This is a genomic window from Bacillus cereus group sp. BfR-BA-01347 (assembly GCF_022663835.1).
GTDB classification, from domain to species: Bacteria; Bacillota; Bacilli; order Bacillales; family Bacillaceae_G; genus Bacillus_A; species Bacillus_A thuringiensis_K.
Genome location: NZ_JAKUGG010000003.1, coordinates 1 through 16,075 on the forward strand (window position 1 = coordinate 1; position 16,075 = coordinate 16,075).

Below are 16,075 nucleotides of genomic sequence, written 5' to 3' on the forward strand. Positions count from 1 at the left end.
GCTTCGCGTCTTCCTGCGAGGCAAAAAGCGCCTCTACGTCAGAAGCTCCATCCCCCTCCCATTCTGAGCGAGCCGCTTCCGCTTTTAGATATTATCCAGTTCCAGTGGCCAGCTCTTCGCATCTAAGAACCTCTGCTACTCAAGGTAAAAAGCACCTTTTGTGCGAGAGAACCTTAGCTGGTCAGAGCTAAACGGGCCACTTCCACTTTTAAACTGGCCTAACCAATTCAAATTGTTCTCCTAATTTTGCATAGTTGTGTCCTGCTAAGCGGCTTATTGGTTTGAGTCCTTCGGCGTGAATGCGCCCTTTTTCATATAGATGTTCGGCAATGTGGAAACGAACGACGCGTCCAATTAGTAGATCACAAGCTGGTGAGTCTTCCGTTCCGCCAAGTGGAATTGCACGTTCTAATACGCATTCCATTCGAATATTTGCTTCTTTTACACCTGGAACAGAGATGACTTCACTTTTGATTGGTGTTAGTTTTGCTAGTTCAATTTCACTTTCATTTGGCGGGAGGTTAGCTGCTGTTTCATTAATTGCTGCTACATATGATTCGTCAGAAATATGTACAACAAATTCTCCTTTTTCAATTGCGTTTCGGGAAGTGTCCTTTCTTTCTCCAGCTTTTCGTTGTACAGATACTGAGATAAGTGGTGGATTAGCAGCGACAATATTGAAATAACTATATGGCGCTCCGTTTAATACACCGTCTTTTGTTACAGAAGTAACGAATGCTACAGGACGAGGGATGATACTTCCAGTAAGTAATTTGTAATTATCTTTTTCAGTTTGTTCATCTGGATTAATGGATAACATGCTTGTAATCCCCTTTCTAAATATGAATACTTATTGTTTGTTTACAAGATAACGATGAGAAAATCCTGCTGGAAATAATATTTTGTTTCATAAAAAGAACTTACTTCAATTGTAATGAAGTAAGTTCTTTTTTCAAGAATCTCAAATTTGAGATAAAAATTAAAGTAAAACGTATGCCCCAGGTCCGATTAAAGCTACACCAACAGCGACAGCGATTAACATTAAGTTATATTCATATCCGTTTTGTGTTACCCAGTAACCATTTTTTCCGTGAACAGTGAAGATAGCCATTAACATTGTTCCAACGATAAATAATGAACCAACTACAATGAAAATACCTGATGCGAATAAGAAACCACCTAGTAATTCAGTTGCGCCAGCCATAAATGCCATAAATACACCAGGGCGTAAACCGATTGACTCCATCCAGCCACCTGTTCCTTTTAAACCGTAACCGCCGAACCAACCAAATAATTTTTGAGCACCATGACCCATGAATGTAATTCCTATAATAAGACGAATAATAAGTAGACCGAAATCCATCATTTTTCAAAACCTCCTAAAAAGTTATTAACTTACCTTACGTAAGTAATAATAAAATAGTTACTTACTTTAGTCAAGTGGATTTTGAAAAAAGTTTGAATTAAATTTTACAAATTAACAACAAAAAATAAAATGTAGTAAAGACCTCTAGACAAGTTGGGCAAAAAAAGAGAAAATATAAATAGAAGTTAACTTCTAATTGTTATTCAGACAATCAGAATTGACTGGAATTTTGTGAAGCGCTACAATAAGAGTCTATTAGTAATGACGTAATTTATTTCGAAAGCGTTTTTACAGTATAATATTCGAAGTATGAAGTCTTACATGTATCCCGAGCTTTACTAGGGATTGCCCTATAAACTTTTAGGTAAATTATAAGGAGGACTATCCTATGTTTAAAAAATTATTCGGTCTTGGTTCAAAAACAAATGAAGAAACAATCGTAGCTCCATTAACTGGAGCAGTGAAAAATATTGAAGAAGTACCAGATCCAGTATTTGCTGGTCGTATGATGGGTGACGGTGTTGCAATCGATCCTACTGAAGGTGTAGTTGTATCTCCAGTTGATGGTGAAATCGTACAATTATTCCACACAAAACATGCTATCGGAATTAAAGCGAAAAACGGTACAGAAATTTTAATCCACGTTGGATTAGAAACTGTAAAAATGGAAGGCGAAGGTTTCGAAGCTCACGTTTCTGAAGGCCAAGCTGTAAAAGCTGGAGATAAATTAATCTCATTCGACCTAGAATTAATCCGTGAAAAAGCGAAAAGCACAATTACTCCAATTGTTATTACAAACACAGATGCAGCTGAGTCTATTAAGACAACTGTAGGCGTAGCAGCTACAAAAGGTTCAACAGAAGTAATGAAAGTTACAATGAAATAATTGCTATATAAGAGGAATCCGTTTCGTATGAAATGGATTCCTTATTTTTGTTGTATGTTCAGCAGGTATGTTAAAATACTCTAGGCACTTGGAAATAGGGCTTCACATATATGTGGATAAGGCGCATTTTTCTTAGAAAAAATATAAGAGAAATGCGCCTTTTGTATATTCACATTTCTTTTGTTCTATTCTAATGTAAGTTATGATGAGTGATAAGAGATGGAATATAGGGGTGGGTTTGAATGAAACGAGTGTTATTTGTTTGTACTGGCAATACATGTCGTAGTCCAATGGCTGAGGCGTTGCTTCGTCATCACGGAGGAGATAAGTTTGAAGTGCAATCTGCTGGTGTTTTCGCCTATCCTGGGAGCGATGCATCGGTACATGCGAAGGAAGCTTTAGCTGAAAAGGGAATTGCAATCGATCATGCCGCGCAGCAGGTAAACGAAACTTTGATTGGTTGGGCAGATATTGTAGTAACAATGACGGAAAACCATAAGCAAATTGTCCTTGGGCATTATCCGAGTGTCGAAGAGAAAGTAGATACATTATATGGAGTAGCTGAGGGAATAAGTAAGGATATTTCAGATCCATTTGGCGGATCACTTTCTATTTATAAAGAAACGTTAGAAGAGATGGAAAAACTTGTACAAACTTTACTGAAAAACCATTCAGAAGGTTGATGTTTCGTGTATAATACGATATTGGAGATCACTTCGTCCCATTAAAGGATCGAGTGAGAAATGAAGATAATGGATTGAAATTTTGGAGGGGTAAAAATGAAAGTAGTAATAGCATCTGATCACGGCGGTATGAATATCCGCAAAGAACTTGTAAGTTTATTAGAAGAGTTAAATATTGAATATATTGATTTAGGTTGCGAATGTGAAGCTGGTTCTGTTGATTACCCTGACTTTGCGTTTCCAGCAGCTGAAATGGTAGCGAATGGTCAAGTAGATCGTGGTATTTTAGTTTGTGGGACAGGCATTGGTATGTCAATCGCAGCAAACAAAGTGAATGGTATCCGTTGTGCGTTAGTTCATGATACTTTCAGCGCGAAAGCAACGAGAGAGCATAATGACACTAACATGCTAGCAATGGGCGAGCGTGTAATTGGTGCTGGTCTAGCGCGTGATATTGCGAAAATCTGGTTAACAACTGACTATGAAGGTGGTCGTCACGAAAACCGCGTAGGAAAAATTAAAACATACGAAACAAAGTAATAGATTCTAACTATCAGTAGTGTGCAATATAATTTGGTGAACCAACCTGTGAAAGGAAGAGGCGTAATGACAGAAATCGTAAAGGTAAGAGAACAGCTACAAATGTTGCTTTCTGATTTCCAAGAACAAGCTTCATTACAAAGCGGTCAAATTTTTGTAGTGGGTTGTAGCACGAGCGAAGTGCTAGGCGAAAGAATTGGAACATCAGGAACGATGGAAGTAGCAGAGGCGATTTTCTCTGAGTTAAAACAATTTCAAGAGCAAACAGGTATTGAATTAGCGTTTCAATGTTGTGAGCATTTAAACCGTGCTTTAGTAGTTGAGAGAGAAGTAGCGATAAAATATCAATTTGAAATTGTAACAGTTACGCCTGTTAGATCAGCAGGTGGTGCATTGGGGACATACGCGTATCACAATTTGAAAGATCCGGTAGTAGTTGAGTTTATTAAAGCTGATGCAGGAATGGATATTGGTGATACATTTATCGGTATGCATTTAAAGCATGTAGCTGTTCCGGTTCGTACAAGTGTGAAGGAAATTGGAAGTGCGCATGTAACGATGGCCAAAACACGTGGAAAACTAATTGGTGGGGCACGTGCTGTCTATGCGGCAGCGGAAGAGACTACCACTTGCCGTTAAATATGAGAAATTAGGAAGTCATATAGTAACTGTTTATCATAAGATAAAAGGTATGTTGTCTGACTTTATAATAGAAGAAAGAAAAGACCGATTTTCGGTCTTTTTTTTCTTTTATGATATAGAAAGTCATGTTAGAATGTAGTTGAAAACATGAAGGTTCGAAAGAATTACAACCTGAATTTTCGTTTTTTCTGAATAAATGAGAAAAAACTATTGGGAATCGATGTAATTCGTTCAGAAAAGGGGGATTTTGGTGGATCATTTAAAACGTCAAGATGAAAAGGTATTTGCTGCAATTGAGGCAGAACTAGGAAGACAGCGTTCAAAGATTGAGTTAATTGCTTCGGAAAACTTCGTAAGTGAAGCAGTAATGGAGGCACAAGGTTCTGTTTTAACGAATAAGTATGCTGAAGGATATCCTGGAAAACGTTACTATGGTGGCTGTGAACACGTAGACGTAGTAGAAGATATCGCACGTGATCGTGTGAAAGAAATTTTCGGCGCAGAGCACGTCAATGTTCAACCACACTCTGGTGCACAAGCGAACATGGCAGTATACTTCACGATTTTAGAGCAAGGCGATACAGTACTTGGTATGAATTTATCTCATGGTGGTCACTTAACACACGGAAGCCCTGTTAACTTCAGTGGAGTACAATATAATTTCGTAGAATATGGCGTGGATGCTGACTCTCACCGTATTAATTACGATGATGTATTAGCAAAAGCGAAAGAACATAAACCAAAATTAATCGTTGCAGGTGCAAGTGCATACCCTCGTGTTATCGATTTCAAGCGATTCCGTGAGATTGCAGATGAAGTGGGCGCTTATTTAATGGTTGATATGGCACATATCGCTGGTTTAGTAGCTGCTGGTTTACATCCAAATCCAGTACCACATGCACATTTCGTTACAACGACAACACATAAAACGTTACGTGGCCCGCGTGGTGGTATGATTTTATGTGAAGAGCAATTTGCAAAACAAATTGATAAATCAATCTTCCCTGGTATTCAAGGTGGTCCACTTATGCACGTAATCGCTGCGAAAGCTGTTGCATTTGGTGAGGCACTTCAAGATGATTTCAAAACATATGCACAAAATATCATTAACAATGCGAACCGCTTAGCTGAAGGTCTCCAAAAAGAAGGACTTACACTTGTTTCTGGCGGAACAGACAATCACTTAATCTTGATTGATGTTCGTAACTTAGAAATCACAGGTAAAGTAGCAGAGCACGTATTAGATGAAGTTGGTATTACAGTGAACAAAAATACAATTCCATTTGAAACAGCAAGCCCATTTGTAACAAGTGGTGTACGTATCGGTACAGCAGCTGTAACATCTCGTGGTTTCGGTTTAGAAGAAATGGATGAAATTGCGTCACTTATTGCCTATACATTAAAAAATCATGACAATGAAGCTGCATTAGAAGAAGTACGTAAGCGTGTAGAAGCGTTAACTAGCAAATTCCCAATGTATCCAAATCTATAATAGATTGAAGAAGACTGCCGAGACTTAATTGTTTTGGCGGTCTTTTTTGTGGACATATATTATTTTTAAAGTATGTATACAAATGATGAATAAATTTTGGCGATATAATGAAGGATACAGCTCCCATAATTGGTAAAGATACTAGATAGATTCATCGTAAAATCATGATTTTGCCAAATTTGCCCTTGAATATTAGTAGCGTTTTCTTTACAATCGTAAATAGTGTAAAAAAGCGTGCAAACGCATGAATATCATCTAAAGGAGAGATTCACATGGGAAAACTGTATGTATTTGATCACCCGTTAATTCAACATAAGATTACATATATTCGCGATAAGAATACAGGTACGAAAGATTTTCGTGAATTAGTGGACGAAGTAGCAAGCTTAATGGCTTTCGAAATTACTCGCGACCTTCCACTTAAGGACATTGAAATTGAAACACCTGTAAGCAAAGCGACAACAAAAGTGATCGCTGGTAAAAAACTTGGTTTAATTCCGATTTTACGTGCAGGTTTAGGAATGGTTGATGGAATTCTGAAATTAATTCCAGCAGCAAAAGTAGGACACGTTGGTTTATACCGTGACCCTAAAACATTGCAACCGGTAGAATACTATGTGAAACTTCCAACGGATGTAGAAGAGCGTGACTTTATCGTACTAGATCCGATGCTAGCAACAGGTGGTTCTGCGGCTGAAGCAATTAACTCTCTGAAAAAGCGCGGTGCGAAACAAATTAAATTAATGTGTATCGTTGCAGCTCCAGAAGGGGTAAAAGTAGTACAAGAAGAACATCCTGATGTTGATATTTATGTAGCAGCATTAGATGAGAAATTAAATGACCACGGATATGTAGTACCAGGTCTTGGTGATGCTGGTGACCGTTTATTCGGAACGAAGTAAGACAACTGACGAGCAGGGGAGATTCCCCAGCTCGTCTTTTTTTGCTGTAAGCAAGTAGGGGAGGGGGAGAGGATAAATATACATCGTATATACAACATAAGTTGCATACACCTCACATATAATATAGAAGTCTTACGTCTGAGGAACACTATATTATGGAAGAAAAGCGTTATATCTCGAAAATATAATAGTGACAAACTTGTGAACATTTCCTTCTATTATAAAGAGAAAACTGTTAGAAATTGCATATATGTAACCAGTATTTAGAAGGGGAACGTTTTCATTTTTGGGAGGAAATGCCTAATACTCAAATTTTTAGATTTTTTACGATTTCTCGTTGACACTGTTAATACCCTATTGTATGCTAACAACGGGGATAGATGGTAGGGCTTTCAGTGACAAAATTACATCTATTCCGTGACGAAAATGTAAACTTTTTGTTTTGTATAGGATTTATGCAAAAAAATGAGTTATTATTAACACATCGTGAATGAGGGTTACATATTGGAGGGATGAATCCTTGCAAAAAAACGATCGCAGCCATATAAAAGCTTATGCTTTAATGTCAGGTATTCTCGCTCAGTTAGTCGGTTCTATTCTTGTTGGAATCTTTGGTGGGCAGTGGATTGATAATAAGGTTGGAACGTTTCCGTTGTTTCTTATTATAGGGTTATTACTCGGACTAGGAACAGGGGTATACGCAATGATTCGACTCATTCGACATTACTATTCGGGAGAGCAATGATGATAGACGTACATGGACTTGTCCAAAGACAAAAGAAATATATGTACTACTTGCTTGCGCTTCTAGTGCTAGGATGGGGATTTACCTCTTACAAGGATGTATTTCTTGGACTGATTATCGGTACGATTTTCAGTTTTCTTAGTTTGCGCATCATTGCACGTAGAACAGACAAGCTGCTAGATCGCGTAACAAATGGAGAAAACGTGAAGTTCAAGGCAACAGCGGTAAGTACATATTCAAGATTCGCCACGATTGGGTTATTAATTTTATTTGCAGCCAAATATCAAGAGTTAATCGCGATGTGGGGCCTAGGTGTAGGATTGCTGACAGGATACCTTGTCATGATCATAGATTTTCTTTATTTAGAGTATAAGAGCAGGGAAGAGAGGTGAATTACTAGTGGAACACGGTAAATTAGTTGAATTTCTAGGTTTAACGTTCGATTTGTCATCAGTTATGATGGTTACTGTAGCAGCAGTTATTGTTTTCTTAATCGCTGTTATCGGAACTCGCAGCTTAGCTCTTCGCCCAACCGGGATGCAAAACTTCATGGAATGGGTGTTTGACTTCGTGAAAGGGATTATCAATAGTACGATGGACTGGAAAACAGGTGGACGTTTCTTAACGCTTGGCGTTACGCTTATCATGTTTATCATCGTATCGAACTTCCTTGGTTTACCATTCATGTATTCAGCAACTGAAGCTGGCGAACATATTGCATGGTGGAGATCACCAACGTCTGATCCAGCAGTTACATTAACATTAGCCGTGATGGTAGTTACCCTCACCCATTATTATGGAATTAAGATGAAGGGTACGAAAGAGTACGTAAAAGGTTATTTCCAACCTATGAAATTCTTATTCCCATTAAAGGTTATTGAGGAGTTTGCTAACACATTAACGTTAGGTCTTCGTTTATTTGGTAACATTTATGCAGGTGAGATCTTATTAGGATTACTTGCTAAGTTGGGCGGAGCATCAGTCCTTGGGGCAGTAGGTGCGCTTGTACCAATGTTAGCATGGATGGGATTCAGTGTATTCGTTGGATCAATCCAAGCATTTATTTTCGTTATGTTAACGATGGTTTATATGGCTCATAAAGTAAGCCATGACCATTAATATAATTTAAGTAAGAAAAAATTTATTTTTTTATAATACAAAGGAGGACAAATTAAATGAGTTTAGGTGTAATCGCAGCTGCAATTGCAATTGGTTTATCAGCATTAGGTGCAGGTATTGGTAACGGTCTTATCGTATCACGTACAATCGAAGGTGTTGCTCGTCAACCAGAATTAAAAGGCGCACTTCAAACAATTATGTTCATCGGGGTTGCTTTAGTTGAGGCACTTCCAATCATCGGTGTAGTTATTGCATTCATCGTAATGAACAAATAAGGGAGACTCCCCTTACATAGATGGCGAAGAGTGTTTTTCCGAACTTTCTTCGCCATTGCTTTATGAACGAAACGTATGTCTTTTTTTTTCATATGATCAATCTAGATATTTTGAAGGGAGTGAATCCTTGTGCCAACTTTATTATTAGGGGCTGCCATTCCATTTGGAACGATTGCTTATACATTGTTCATTTTCTTACTTCTGTTAGTGATGCTACGCAAATTTGCGTGGGGTCCTTTAATGGGGATTATGAAAGAACGTGAAGAGCATGTTACTAATGAAATCGACGCTGCAGAAAGAAGTAACGCTGAAGCGAAGAAGTTAGTAGAAGAACAACGTGAAATGTTAAAACAATCACGTGTTGAAGCACAAGAGTTAATTGAAAGAGCGAAAAAACAAGCTGTAGATCAGAAAGATGTTATTGTTGCTGCTGCGAAAGAAGAAGCAGAATCAATTAAAGCATCTGCTGTACAAGAAATTCAACGCGAAAAAGAGCAAGCAATTGCTGCTTTACAAGAACAAGTTGCTTCTTTATCTGTTCAAATTGCTTCTAAAGTAATTGAAAAAGAATTAAAAGAAGAAGATCAAGTGAAGTTAATTCGCGATTATATTAAAGAAGTAGGAGAAGCGCGATGAGCAATGGGATTGTAGCAAAACGTTATGCTGTCGCTCTTTTTAAAATTGCTAAAGAAAAACACGTATTAGAAATGTTTGAAGAGGAATTACGCCTTGTACAAAACGTTTATGTAAAGAACGGAGAACTACATAGCTTTTTAACGCAACCGAACATTTCAAAGGAACAAAAGAAAACGTTTCTTGCAAACGTATTCGGATCTGTTTCTGAATCTATTTTAAATACGTTATATATTTTAATTGATAACAAACGCATTGATATCTTACCTGAAATTGCAGATGAATATGTTGTTCTTGCTAATGAAGAACGTAACGTAGCGGATGCAACTGTATATTCTACTCGTCTTCTATCAGAAGAAGAGAAGCTTAACATTGCTGAAGCATTTGCAAAGAGAACGGGAAAAGATGCAATTCGCGTGAAAAATGTTGTAGATGAAGATTTACTAGGCGGAATTAAAGTACGTATTGGAAATCGCATTTATGACGGAAGTTTACAAGGAAAATTAGCACGTATTCAGCGTGAATTAATGAAGAATAGATAGGGGTGAAGCACATGAGCATCAGAGCTGAAGAAATTAGCGCACTGATAAAGCAACAAATCGAGAACTATCAGTCTGAAATCGAAGTTAGTGATGTTGGTACAGTTATCCAAGTTGGTGACGGTATCGCGCGTGCTCATGGTCTTGATAACGTTATGGCTGGTGAACTTGTAGAGTTCTCTAACGGCGTTATGGGACTAGCACAAAACTTAGAGGAAAACAACGTAGGTATTATCATTTTAGGACCTTACACAGAAATCCGTGAAGGTGACGAAGTTCGTCGTACTGGTCGCATCATGCAAGTACCAGTAGGAAAAGAACTAATTGGTCGTGTTGTAAACCCATTAGGTCAACCAGTTGATGGTTTAGGCCCAATCAATACAACAAACACTCGTCCAATCGAAAGTCCAGCACCAGGTGTAATGGATCGTAAATCTGTTCATGAGCCACTTCAAACAGGTATTAAAGCGATCGATGCCCTTGTACCAATTGGTCGTGGTCAACGTGAGTTAATCATCGGTGACCGTCAAACTGGTAAAACAGCAGTTGCACTTGATACAATCATTAACCAAAAAGATGAAGACATGATTTGTATCTACGTAGCAATTGGACAAAAAGAATCAACTGTACGTAACGTAGTAGAAACACTACGTAAGCACGGTGCATTAGAGTACACAATCGTTGTAACTGCATCTGCTTCTCAACCAGCTCCATTATTATACCTAGCTCCTTACGCTGGTGTAACAATGGGTGAAGAGTTCATGTACAATGGTAAACACGTATTAGTAGTATATGATGACTTATCAAAACAAGCAGCGGCTTACCGTGAGCTGTCATTACTATTACGTCGTCCTCCAGGTCGTGAAGCTTACCCAGGGGATGTATTCTACTTACATTCTCGCTTATTAGAGCGTGCAGCAAAATTAAGTGATGCAAGAGGCGGCGGTTCTTTAACTGCACTACCTTTCATCGAAACACAAGCAGGGGACGTATCTGCATACATCCCAACAAACGTAATTTCTATTACGGATGGACAAATCTTCTTACAATCTGATCTATTCTTCTCTGGCGTACGTCCAGCGATCGATGCGGGTACTTCTGTATCTCGTGTAGGTGGATCTGCTCAGATTAAAGCGATGAGTAAAGTATCAGGTACACTTCGTCTTGACCTTGCATCTTACCGTGAGTTAGAAGCGTTCGCTCAGTTCGGTTCTGACCTTGATAAAGCAACTCAAGCGAAATTAAACCGTGGTGCTCGTACTGTTGAGGTATTAAAACAAGGATTACACAAACCATTACGTGTAGAGAAACAAGTTATCATTCTTTACGCTTTAACACGTGGATTCCTAGATGATATCCCAGTAGTAGATATCACTCGTTTTGAAGAAGAATTCCATGCTTGGTTAGATTCTAATGCGACTGACTTATTAGAAGAAATCCGCACAACTAAGAAACTTGCGGATGACGACAAATTTGCAGCAGCAATCAATGGATTTAAAAAAGTATTTGTAGCTTCTGAATAATAAAAGCGGAAGCGGCTCGTTCTGAATGTGAGGGGGATGGAGCTTCTGACGAAGAGGCGGTGTTTGCCTCGTAGGAAGAAGTGAAGCCACCGAGCATTCAAGCCGCTGGAGCTAGATAGTATATATAAAAGGCATCTCGGGCTCTGAGATTGCTAAAGGTCATGTAAAGGAAAAGAGTAGGTGCACCTATTCTTTTCCTTCAATCATGAGCAAGAATATCTTGCAACGTAGATTAGGAAGAGGATTCTTACTAATCGTGCCAACTTCCGGAAAAAAGGTGGTGAAAACCTGTGGCATCTTTACGCGATATAAAAGCGAAGATTAACTCGACAAAGAAAACGAGTCAAATTACGAAAGCGATGGAGATGGTATCTGCATCTAAGTTAAACCGTGCAGAGCAAAATGCTAAATCTTTCGTTCCGTATATGGAAAAGATTCAAGAAGTAGTAGCGAGCATTGCGCAAGGAAGCAAAGGGATTAATCATCCAATGCTAAATGCGCGTCCTGTAAAGCGTACAGGATACATCGTTATTACGTCTGATCGCGGACTAGCAGGTGGTTATAACAGTAACGTATTACGTACAGTAAGTAACGTAATTCGTGAACGTCATAATATGGATTCAAACCAATATTCTATTATTGTGCTTGGACGACTAGGACGTGATTATTTAAAACGTCGCGGCTTTAACATTATTGATGAAGTAGTTGGATTATCTGACCATCCATCATTTACTGATATTAAAGACCTTGCTTCTCGAGCAATTGCGATGTTCGCAGATGGTGCTTATGATGAGCTGTACATTTACTACAACCATTACGTAAGTAAAATTTCACAAGAGGTAACGGAAAATAAAATTTTACCGCTTACTGATGTGGCGTCTGACAAACCAACGACAGCTTATGAATTCGAACCTTCTGAAGAAGAAATTTTAAAAGTACTATTGCCACAATACGCAGAAAGCTTAGTGTACGGTGCATTACTAGATGGTAAAGCAAGTGAACACGCAGCGCGTATGACAGCAATGAAGAGTGCTACAGACAACGCAATGGAAGTTATCGATTCACTTACACTTTCATTCAACCGTGCGCGTCAGGCAGCGATTACGCAAGAAATTACGGAAATCGTTGGTGGAGCAGCAGCGTTAGAATAGTATTAAAAAGTGGAAGCGGCTCTGTCAAAAGAGTCGCGTAAGCTATAAACCAATAAAAAATTAAAAGCTAGCTGCTCGTAGAAAGTTGGCTAATTAAAAGAAAGCTAGGAGGGAACCCGATGAATAAAGGGCGCGTTACGCAAATCATGGGTCCGGTTGTAGACGTTAAGTTTGATGGCGGAAAGCTACCAGAAATCTACAACGCCCTTACGGTAAAACAAAGCAACGAAAACGGAAGTATTAACTTAACATTTGAAGTTGCACTTCATTTAGGTGATGATACAGTTCGTACAGTTGCAATGTCTTCCACAGATGGACTTGTTCGTGGCACAGAAGTAGAAGATACTGGTAAACCAATCTCTGTACCAGTTGGTGATGTAACACTTGGTCGCGTATTTAACGTATTAGGTGATGCAATTGACTTAGATGGTGAGGTTCCTGCAGATGTACATCGTGATCCAATTCACCGTCAAGCACCTGCATTCGAAGAATTATCTACTAAAGTAGAAATTCTTGAAACTGGTATTAAAGTAGTAGACTTACTTGCTCCTTACATTAAGGGTGGTAAGATCGGCCTATTCGGTGGTGCCGGCGTAGGTAAAACAGTATTAATTCAGGAATTAATTAACAACATCGCACAAGAGCACGGTGGTATCTCTGTATTCGCTGGTGTAGGTGAGCGTACTCGTGAGGGTAATGACTTATACCACGAAATGAGCGATTCTGGCGTAATCAAGAAAACTGCGATGGTATTCGGACAAATGAACGAGCCACCTGGAGCACGTCAACGTGTTGCATTAACAGGTTTAACAATGGCTGAGCATTTCCGTGATGAGCAAGGACAAGACGTACTTCTGTTCATCGATAACATCTTCCGTTTCACGCAAGCGGGTTCTGAAGTATCTGCCCTTCTTGGTCGTATGCCATCTGCGGTAGGTTACCAACCAACACTTGCAACAGAAATGGGTCAATTACAAGAGCGTATTACATCTACAAATAAAGGGTCTATCACGTCTATCCAAGCGGTATATGTACCAGCCGATGACTATACTGACCCAGCACCAGCTACAACGTTCGCTCACTTAGATGCAACAACAAACTTAGAGCGTCGTTTAACACAAATGGGTATTTACCCAGCCGTAGATCCATTAGCATCTACATCTCGTGCACTTTCTCCAGAAATTGTAGGAGAAGAACATTATGAAGTAGCTCGTCAAGTACAGCAAACTTTACAACGTTATAAAGAGCTTCAAGATATCATCGCTATCTTAGGTATGGATGAGTTATCTGAAGAAGATAAGTTAGTTGTACATCGTGCTCGTCGTATTCAATTCTTCTTATCTCAAAACTTCCACGTAGCTGAGCAGTTTACAGGTCAAAAAGGTTCTTACGTACCTGTAAAAAATACAGTTAGTGGTTTCAAAGAAATTCTAGAAGGAAAATATGATGACCTTCCAGAAGATGCATTCCGCTTAGTAGGTGGCATTGAAGAAGTTATTGAAAACGCGAAGAAAATGATGGCGTAAGGCCTTAGGAGGGACGAAGTATGAAGACATTTCCAGTCAGTATTGTAACTCCTGATGGACCGGTTTACGAAAAAGAAGTAGAAATGGTAAGTGTAAAAGCAGAGAGTGGGGAAATGGGGATCTTACCAGGTCACATTCCAACTGTTGCACCATTAAAAATTAGTGCAGTTCGTCTGAAAAATGGTGGACACACTGATTATGTAGCAGTAAGCGGTGGCTTTATCGAAGTTCGTCCAGATAAAGTGACTGTATTATCATCATCTGCTGAAGAAGCAAACCATATCGATATCCATCGCGCAAATGAAGCGAAGCGTCGCGCTGAGCAACGTCTGCAAGATAAACAAGCACATGTTGACTTTAAACGTGCAGAAATGGCATTACAACGTGCCGTGAACCGTTTAAACGTTTCCGATATGAAGTAAAAAAATCCGTAAGGGCTTTGCCTTTACGGATTTTTTTTTGTTTGTTTTATGGATAATTTTACAAAACTGGTATAATTATATTGATGCTTGTATAAGTAGAAGTGTACAACAATTTATATTTCATAAAGGGGATGAATCAATGATTGGTGAAATGAAGCGAGAAGCATTGTACTCTTTAAAGGGAAAATGGGGACTAGGTGTTGGATCAACAATTTTATATTTTATTTTAAGTTATGTCGTTTCGATGGCTGCAATGCTTATACTATTAATTCCAGGAATTATTATATTTCTCTCAGTTGCAAGCTTAACTGGATCATTTGAAGAGGAAACGATGTCAATTGGAGCAGGTATTACCTTTGGGATTTTTTATTTCATTATGATAATTTTGAGTAACGCATCGTATGGGATTACGTCATATGGTTATACAAATGTATTTTTACAGATTAGTAAACGAGAAGATGCTAAAGTAGATTACTTATTTGAAGGATTTCGTGGCTTTAAAAGAATGATGAAAACAATGTGGGCAATGCTTGCTATTTTGTTATATACAGGTACATGGATTCCGATGCTGTTAATAGGCTTATTTGCATTGTTAGGTGAAGAAGGGAATACGTCATTTGCAATAGCTTTCTTCGTACTATTAGCAATTTCAATTGTTGGTATGATTGTGATGTATTTTTCTTATGCACTGACGTATTATGTGATGATTGAAAATCCAGAATATAGTGTTTCGCAGGCGATGAAGGAAAGTAAGAATCTTATGAAGGGTCATAAGTTAGATTTGTTTCTTTTATGGCTGAGCTTCATAGGATGGGCTATTTTAGCGCTTTTTACTTTTGGAATAGGATTTCTTTGGCTTAGTCCGTATATGAGTACGACGACAGCACACTTTTATCGCTATATTTCAAAAGGTGAATTTCAATAGGAACATGCTATACTAATAGAATTATTGTGTATAGGAGGCGAGGCTACGCATGATTAGTGATTTAAAAGGAGAAGCACTAGATTCATTAGAGGGAAAATGGGGATTAGCTGTTGGAGCTACACTACTCATTTCAATTCTTATCACGGCTTTTAGTTTTAGTGTTGATTGGGGATTTTCTTTAATTTTCGGTTGGCAAAAAACAAATGGTTCACTTTCAACGAATATTCTTACATTTTTTGTTACTGGACCGTTAACTTTAGGTGGATATTATCTTGGTTTAAATATCCTTCGTGAAAAGCAAGCTAGTATTGGTAATGTATTCGTTTGGTTTTCAGAGGGAAAGAGATTTCTAAAATCATTTTTATTATATTTATTAGTAAATCTTTATCTTTTCTTATGGATGTTATTGTTCATTATTCCAGGTATTATTAAATCATTTTCTTATGCGATGACATACTTTATTATAAACGATCATCCTGAGTATTCACTGAACCAGGCTATTACAGAAAGTCGTCGTATGATGGATGGACATAAGATGGAGTATTTCATTTTATGTTTAAGTTTTATTGGCTGGTTTATATTAAGTTGTATTACATTAGGGATTGGATTCTTATGGTTAATTCCATATTTCTATACAACATCTGCAGCTTTTTACGAAGAGATCGCAGAAGAATATTATGAGAAAAATATTTAGCACTAAAAAACC

21 protein-coding genes are annotated in these 16,075 nt (G+C 38.3%); 19 read left to right on the plus strand and 2 right to left on the minus strand.

From position 1 onward, the window contains the following. Positions 1-208: 208 nt before the first annotated feature. Both MR143_RS06040 and MR143_RS06045 read right to left on the minus strand, forming a co-directional pair. On the minus strand, positions 209-820 hold the full coding sequence (locus MR143_RS06040) for a flavin reductase family protein (RefSeq protein ID WP_000949038.1): 612 nt from the start codon (positions 818-820) through the stop codon (positions 209-211). A gap of 159 nt (positions 821-979) precedes the next feature. Continuing rightward, complete coding sequence (locus MR143_RS06045; RefSeq protein WP_000968616.1) at positions 980-1,366, minus strand: DoxX family protein; 387 nt, start codon at positions 1,364-1,366, stop codon at positions 980-982. Between the two features lie 388 nt (positions 1,367-1,754). Here MR143_RS06045 and MR143_RS06050 point away from each other — a divergent pair, with 388 nt between their 5' ends. From MR143_RS06050 to MR143_RS06140, 19 genes are all read left to right on the plus strand, one after another. Then, on the plus strand, positions 1,755-2,252 hold the full coding sequence (locus tag MR143_RS06050) for a PTS sugar transporter subunit IIA (RefSeq protein WP_000473665.1): 498 nt from the start codon (positions 1,755-1,757) through the stop codon (positions 2,250-2,252). 242 nt (positions 2,253-2,494) lie between these two features. Next, positions 2,495-2,935, plus strand: coding sequence for a low molecular weight protein arginine phosphatase (locus tag MR143_RS06055; protein ID WP_000832367.1), 441 nt, complete (start codon positions 2,495-2,497; stop codon positions 2,933-2,935). Between the two features lie 96 nt (positions 2,936-3,031). After that, positions 3,032-3,475 (plus strand): ribose 5-phosphate isomerase B, encoded by a 444-nt coding sequence (rpiB, locus tag MR143_RS06060; protein WP_000869545.1) that lies wholly within the window; start codon positions 3,032-3,034, stop codon positions 3,473-3,475. Between the two features lie 66 nt (positions 3,476-3,541). Beyond that, positions 3,542-4,114, plus strand: a complete 573-nt coding sequence (locus MR143_RS06065; protein WP_000136371.1) for a TIGR01440 family protein — start codon at positions 3,542-3,544, stop codon at positions 4,112-4,114. A 253-nt stretch (positions 4,115-4,367) separates the two neighbouring features. Next, the gene (glyA, locus tag MR143_RS06070) at positions 4,368-5,609 is read left to right on the plus strand and encodes a serine hydroxymethyltransferase (protein ID WP_000349804.1); all 1,242 of its coding nucleotides are present in this window, start codon (positions 4,368-4,370) and stop codon (positions 5,607-5,609) included. Between the two features lie 272 nt (positions 5,610-5,881). Next, on the plus strand, positions 5,882-6,511 hold the full coding sequence (gene upp / locus MR143_RS06075) for a uracil phosphoribosyltransferase (RefSeq protein ID WP_000517539.1): 630 nt from the start codon (positions 5,882-5,884) through the stop codon (positions 6,509-6,511). A 380-nt stretch (positions 6,512-6,891) separates the two neighbouring features. After that, positions 6,892-7,005, plus strand: a complete 114-nt coding sequence (locus MR143_RS06080) for a DUF4024 domain-containing protein (protein WP_000232962.1) — start codon at positions 6,892-6,894, stop codon at positions 7,003-7,005. Between the two features lie 26 nt (positions 7,006-7,031). Further along, positions 7,032-7,256 carry an AtpZ/AtpI family protein gene (locus tag MR143_RS06085; protein WP_001171223.1) on the plus strand — a complete coding sequence of 75 codons (225 nt, stop codon included), beginning with the start codon at positions 7,032-7,034 and terminating at the stop codon, positions 7,254-7,256. Beyond that, the gene (locus MR143_RS06090) at positions 7,256-7,648 is read left to right on the plus strand and encodes an ATP synthase subunit I (protein ID WP_000567600.1); all 393 of its coding nucleotides are present in this window, start codon (positions 7,256-7,258) and stop codon (positions 7,646-7,648) included. The genes MR143_RS06085 and MR143_RS06090 overlap by 1 nt, the downstream gene beginning before the upstream one ends. 7 nt (positions 7,649-7,655) lie before the next feature. After that, positions 7,656-8,375: a F0F1 ATP synthase subunit A gene (gene atpB, locus MR143_RS06095; RefSeq protein ID WP_000399872.1), complete on the plus strand. Its 720-nt coding sequence runs from the start codon at positions 7,656-7,658 to the stop codon at positions 8,373-8,375. A gap of 56 nt (positions 8,376-8,431) precedes the next feature. Then, positions 8,432-8,650 (plus strand): F0F1 ATP synthase subunit C, encoded by a 219-nt coding sequence (atpE, locus tag MR143_RS06100; protein WP_000052064.1) that lies wholly within the window; start codon positions 8,432-8,434, stop codon positions 8,648-8,650. 129 nt (positions 8,651-8,779) lie between these two features. Further along, positions 8,780-9,286 (plus strand): F0F1 ATP synthase subunit B, encoded by a 507-nt coding sequence (gene atpF, locus MR143_RS06105; RefSeq protein ID WP_001142618.1) that lies wholly within the window; start codon positions 8,780-8,782, stop codon positions 9,284-9,286. Beyond that, positions 9,283-9,825 carry a F0F1 ATP synthase subunit delta gene (gene atpH / locus MR143_RS06110; RefSeq protein ID WP_000064683.1) on the plus strand — a complete coding sequence of 181 codons (543 nt, stop codon included), beginning with the start codon at positions 9,283-9,285 and terminating at the stop codon, positions 9,823-9,825. The genes atpF and atpH overlap by 4 nt, the downstream gene beginning before the upstream one ends. Before the next feature lie 11 nt (positions 9,826-9,836). Continuing rightward, positions 9,837-11,345, plus strand: a complete 1,509-nt coding sequence (atpA, locus tag MR143_RS06115) for a F0F1 ATP synthase subunit alpha (RefSeq protein WP_000027521.1) — start codon at positions 9,837-9,839, stop codon at positions 11,343-11,345. Between the two features lie 290 nt (positions 11,346-11,635). Continuing rightward, positions 11,636-12,496 (plus strand): F0F1 ATP synthase subunit gamma, encoded by an 861-nt coding sequence (atpG, locus tag MR143_RS06120; protein ID WP_000157696.1) that lies wholly within the window; start codon positions 11,636-11,638, stop codon positions 12,494-12,496. Positions 12,497-12,615: 119 nt separating this feature from the next. Continuing rightward, positions 12,616-14,022 carry a F0F1 ATP synthase subunit beta gene (gene atpD, locus MR143_RS06125; protein WP_001032593.1) on the plus strand — a complete coding sequence of 469 codons (1,407 nt, stop codon included), beginning with the start codon at positions 12,616-12,618 and terminating at the stop codon, positions 14,020-14,022. A gap of 20 nt (positions 14,023-14,042) precedes the next feature. Then, the gene (atpC, locus tag MR143_RS06130; RefSeq protein WP_000847211.1) at positions 14,043-14,444 is read left to right on the plus strand and encodes a F0F1 ATP synthase subunit epsilon; all 402 of its coding nucleotides are present in this window, start codon (positions 14,043-14,045) and stop codon (positions 14,442-14,444) included. Between the two features lie 139 nt (positions 14,445-14,583). Next, complete coding sequence (locus MR143_RS06135; RefSeq protein WP_000578832.1) at positions 14,584-15,369, plus strand: DUF975 family protein; 786 nt, start codon at positions 14,584-14,586, stop codon at positions 15,367-15,369. A gap of 49 nt (positions 15,370-15,418) precedes the next feature. Next, entirely contained in the window at positions 15,419-16,063 is a 645-nt protein-coding gene (locus MR143_RS06140; RefSeq protein ID WP_046946594.1) for a DUF975 family protein, read from the plus strand. Positions 16,064-16,075 lie beyond the last annotated feature (12 nt).

Coding starts and splice junctions, on each gene's coding strand:
- MR143_RS06040 (WP_000949038.1), bottom strand. CDS start 820: ATGTTATCCATTAATCCAGATGAACAAACTGAAAAAGATAATTACAAA.
- MR143_RS06055 (WP_000832367.1), top strand. CDS start 2,495: ATGAAACGAGTGTTATTTGTTTGTACTGGCAATACATGTCGTAGTCCA.
- upp (WP_000517539.1), top strand. CDS start 5,882: ATGGGAAAACTGTATGTATTTGATCACCCGTTAATTCAACATAAGATT.
- rpiB (WP_000869545.1), top strand. CDS start 3,032: ATGAAAGTAGTAATAGCATCTGATCACGGCGGTATGAATATCCGCAAA.
- MR143_RS06140 (WP_046946594.1), top strand. CDS start 15,419: ATGATTAGTGATTTAAAAGGAGAAGCACTAGATTCATTAGAGGGAAAA.
- atpH (WP_000064683.1), top strand. CDS start 9,283: ATGAGCAATGGGATTGTAGCAAAACGTTATGCTGTCGCTCTTTTTAAA.
- atpC (WP_000847211.1), top strand. CDS start 14,043: ATGAAGACATTTCCAGTCAGTATTGTAACTCCTGATGGACCGGTTTAC.
- atpD (WP_001032593.1), top strand. CDS start 12,616: ATGAATAAAGGGCGCGTTACGCAAATCATGGGTCCGGTTGTAGACGTT.
- MR143_RS06065 (WP_000136371.1), top strand. CDS start 3,542: ATGACAGAAATCGTAAAGGTAAGAGAACAGCTACAAATGTTGCTTTCT.
- MR143_RS06090 (WP_000567600.1), top strand. CDS start 7,256: ATGATAGACGTACATGGACTTGTCCAAAGACAAAAGAAATATATGTAC.
- MR143_RS06080 (WP_000232962.1), top strand. CDS start 6,892: ATGGTAGGGCTTTCAGTGACAAAATTACATCTATTCCGTGACGAAAAT.
- MR143_RS06135 (WP_000578832.1), top strand. CDS start 14,584: ATGATTGGTGAAATGAAGCGAGAAGCATTGTACTCTTTAAAGGGAAAA.
- atpA (WP_000027521.1), top strand. CDS start 9,837: ATGAGCATCAGAGCTGAAGAAATTAGCGCACTGATAAAGCAACAAATC.
- MR143_RS06045 (WP_000968616.1), bottom strand. CDS start 1,366: ATGATGGATTTCGGTCTACTTATTATTCGTCTTATTATAGGAATTACA.
- MR143_RS06050 (WP_000473665.1), top strand. CDS start 1,755: ATGTTTAAAAAATTATTCGGTCTTGGTTCAAAAACAAATGAAGAAACA.
- atpE (WP_000052064.1), top strand. CDS start 8,432: ATGAGTTTAGGTGTAATCGCAGCTGCAATTGCAATTGGTTTATCAGCA.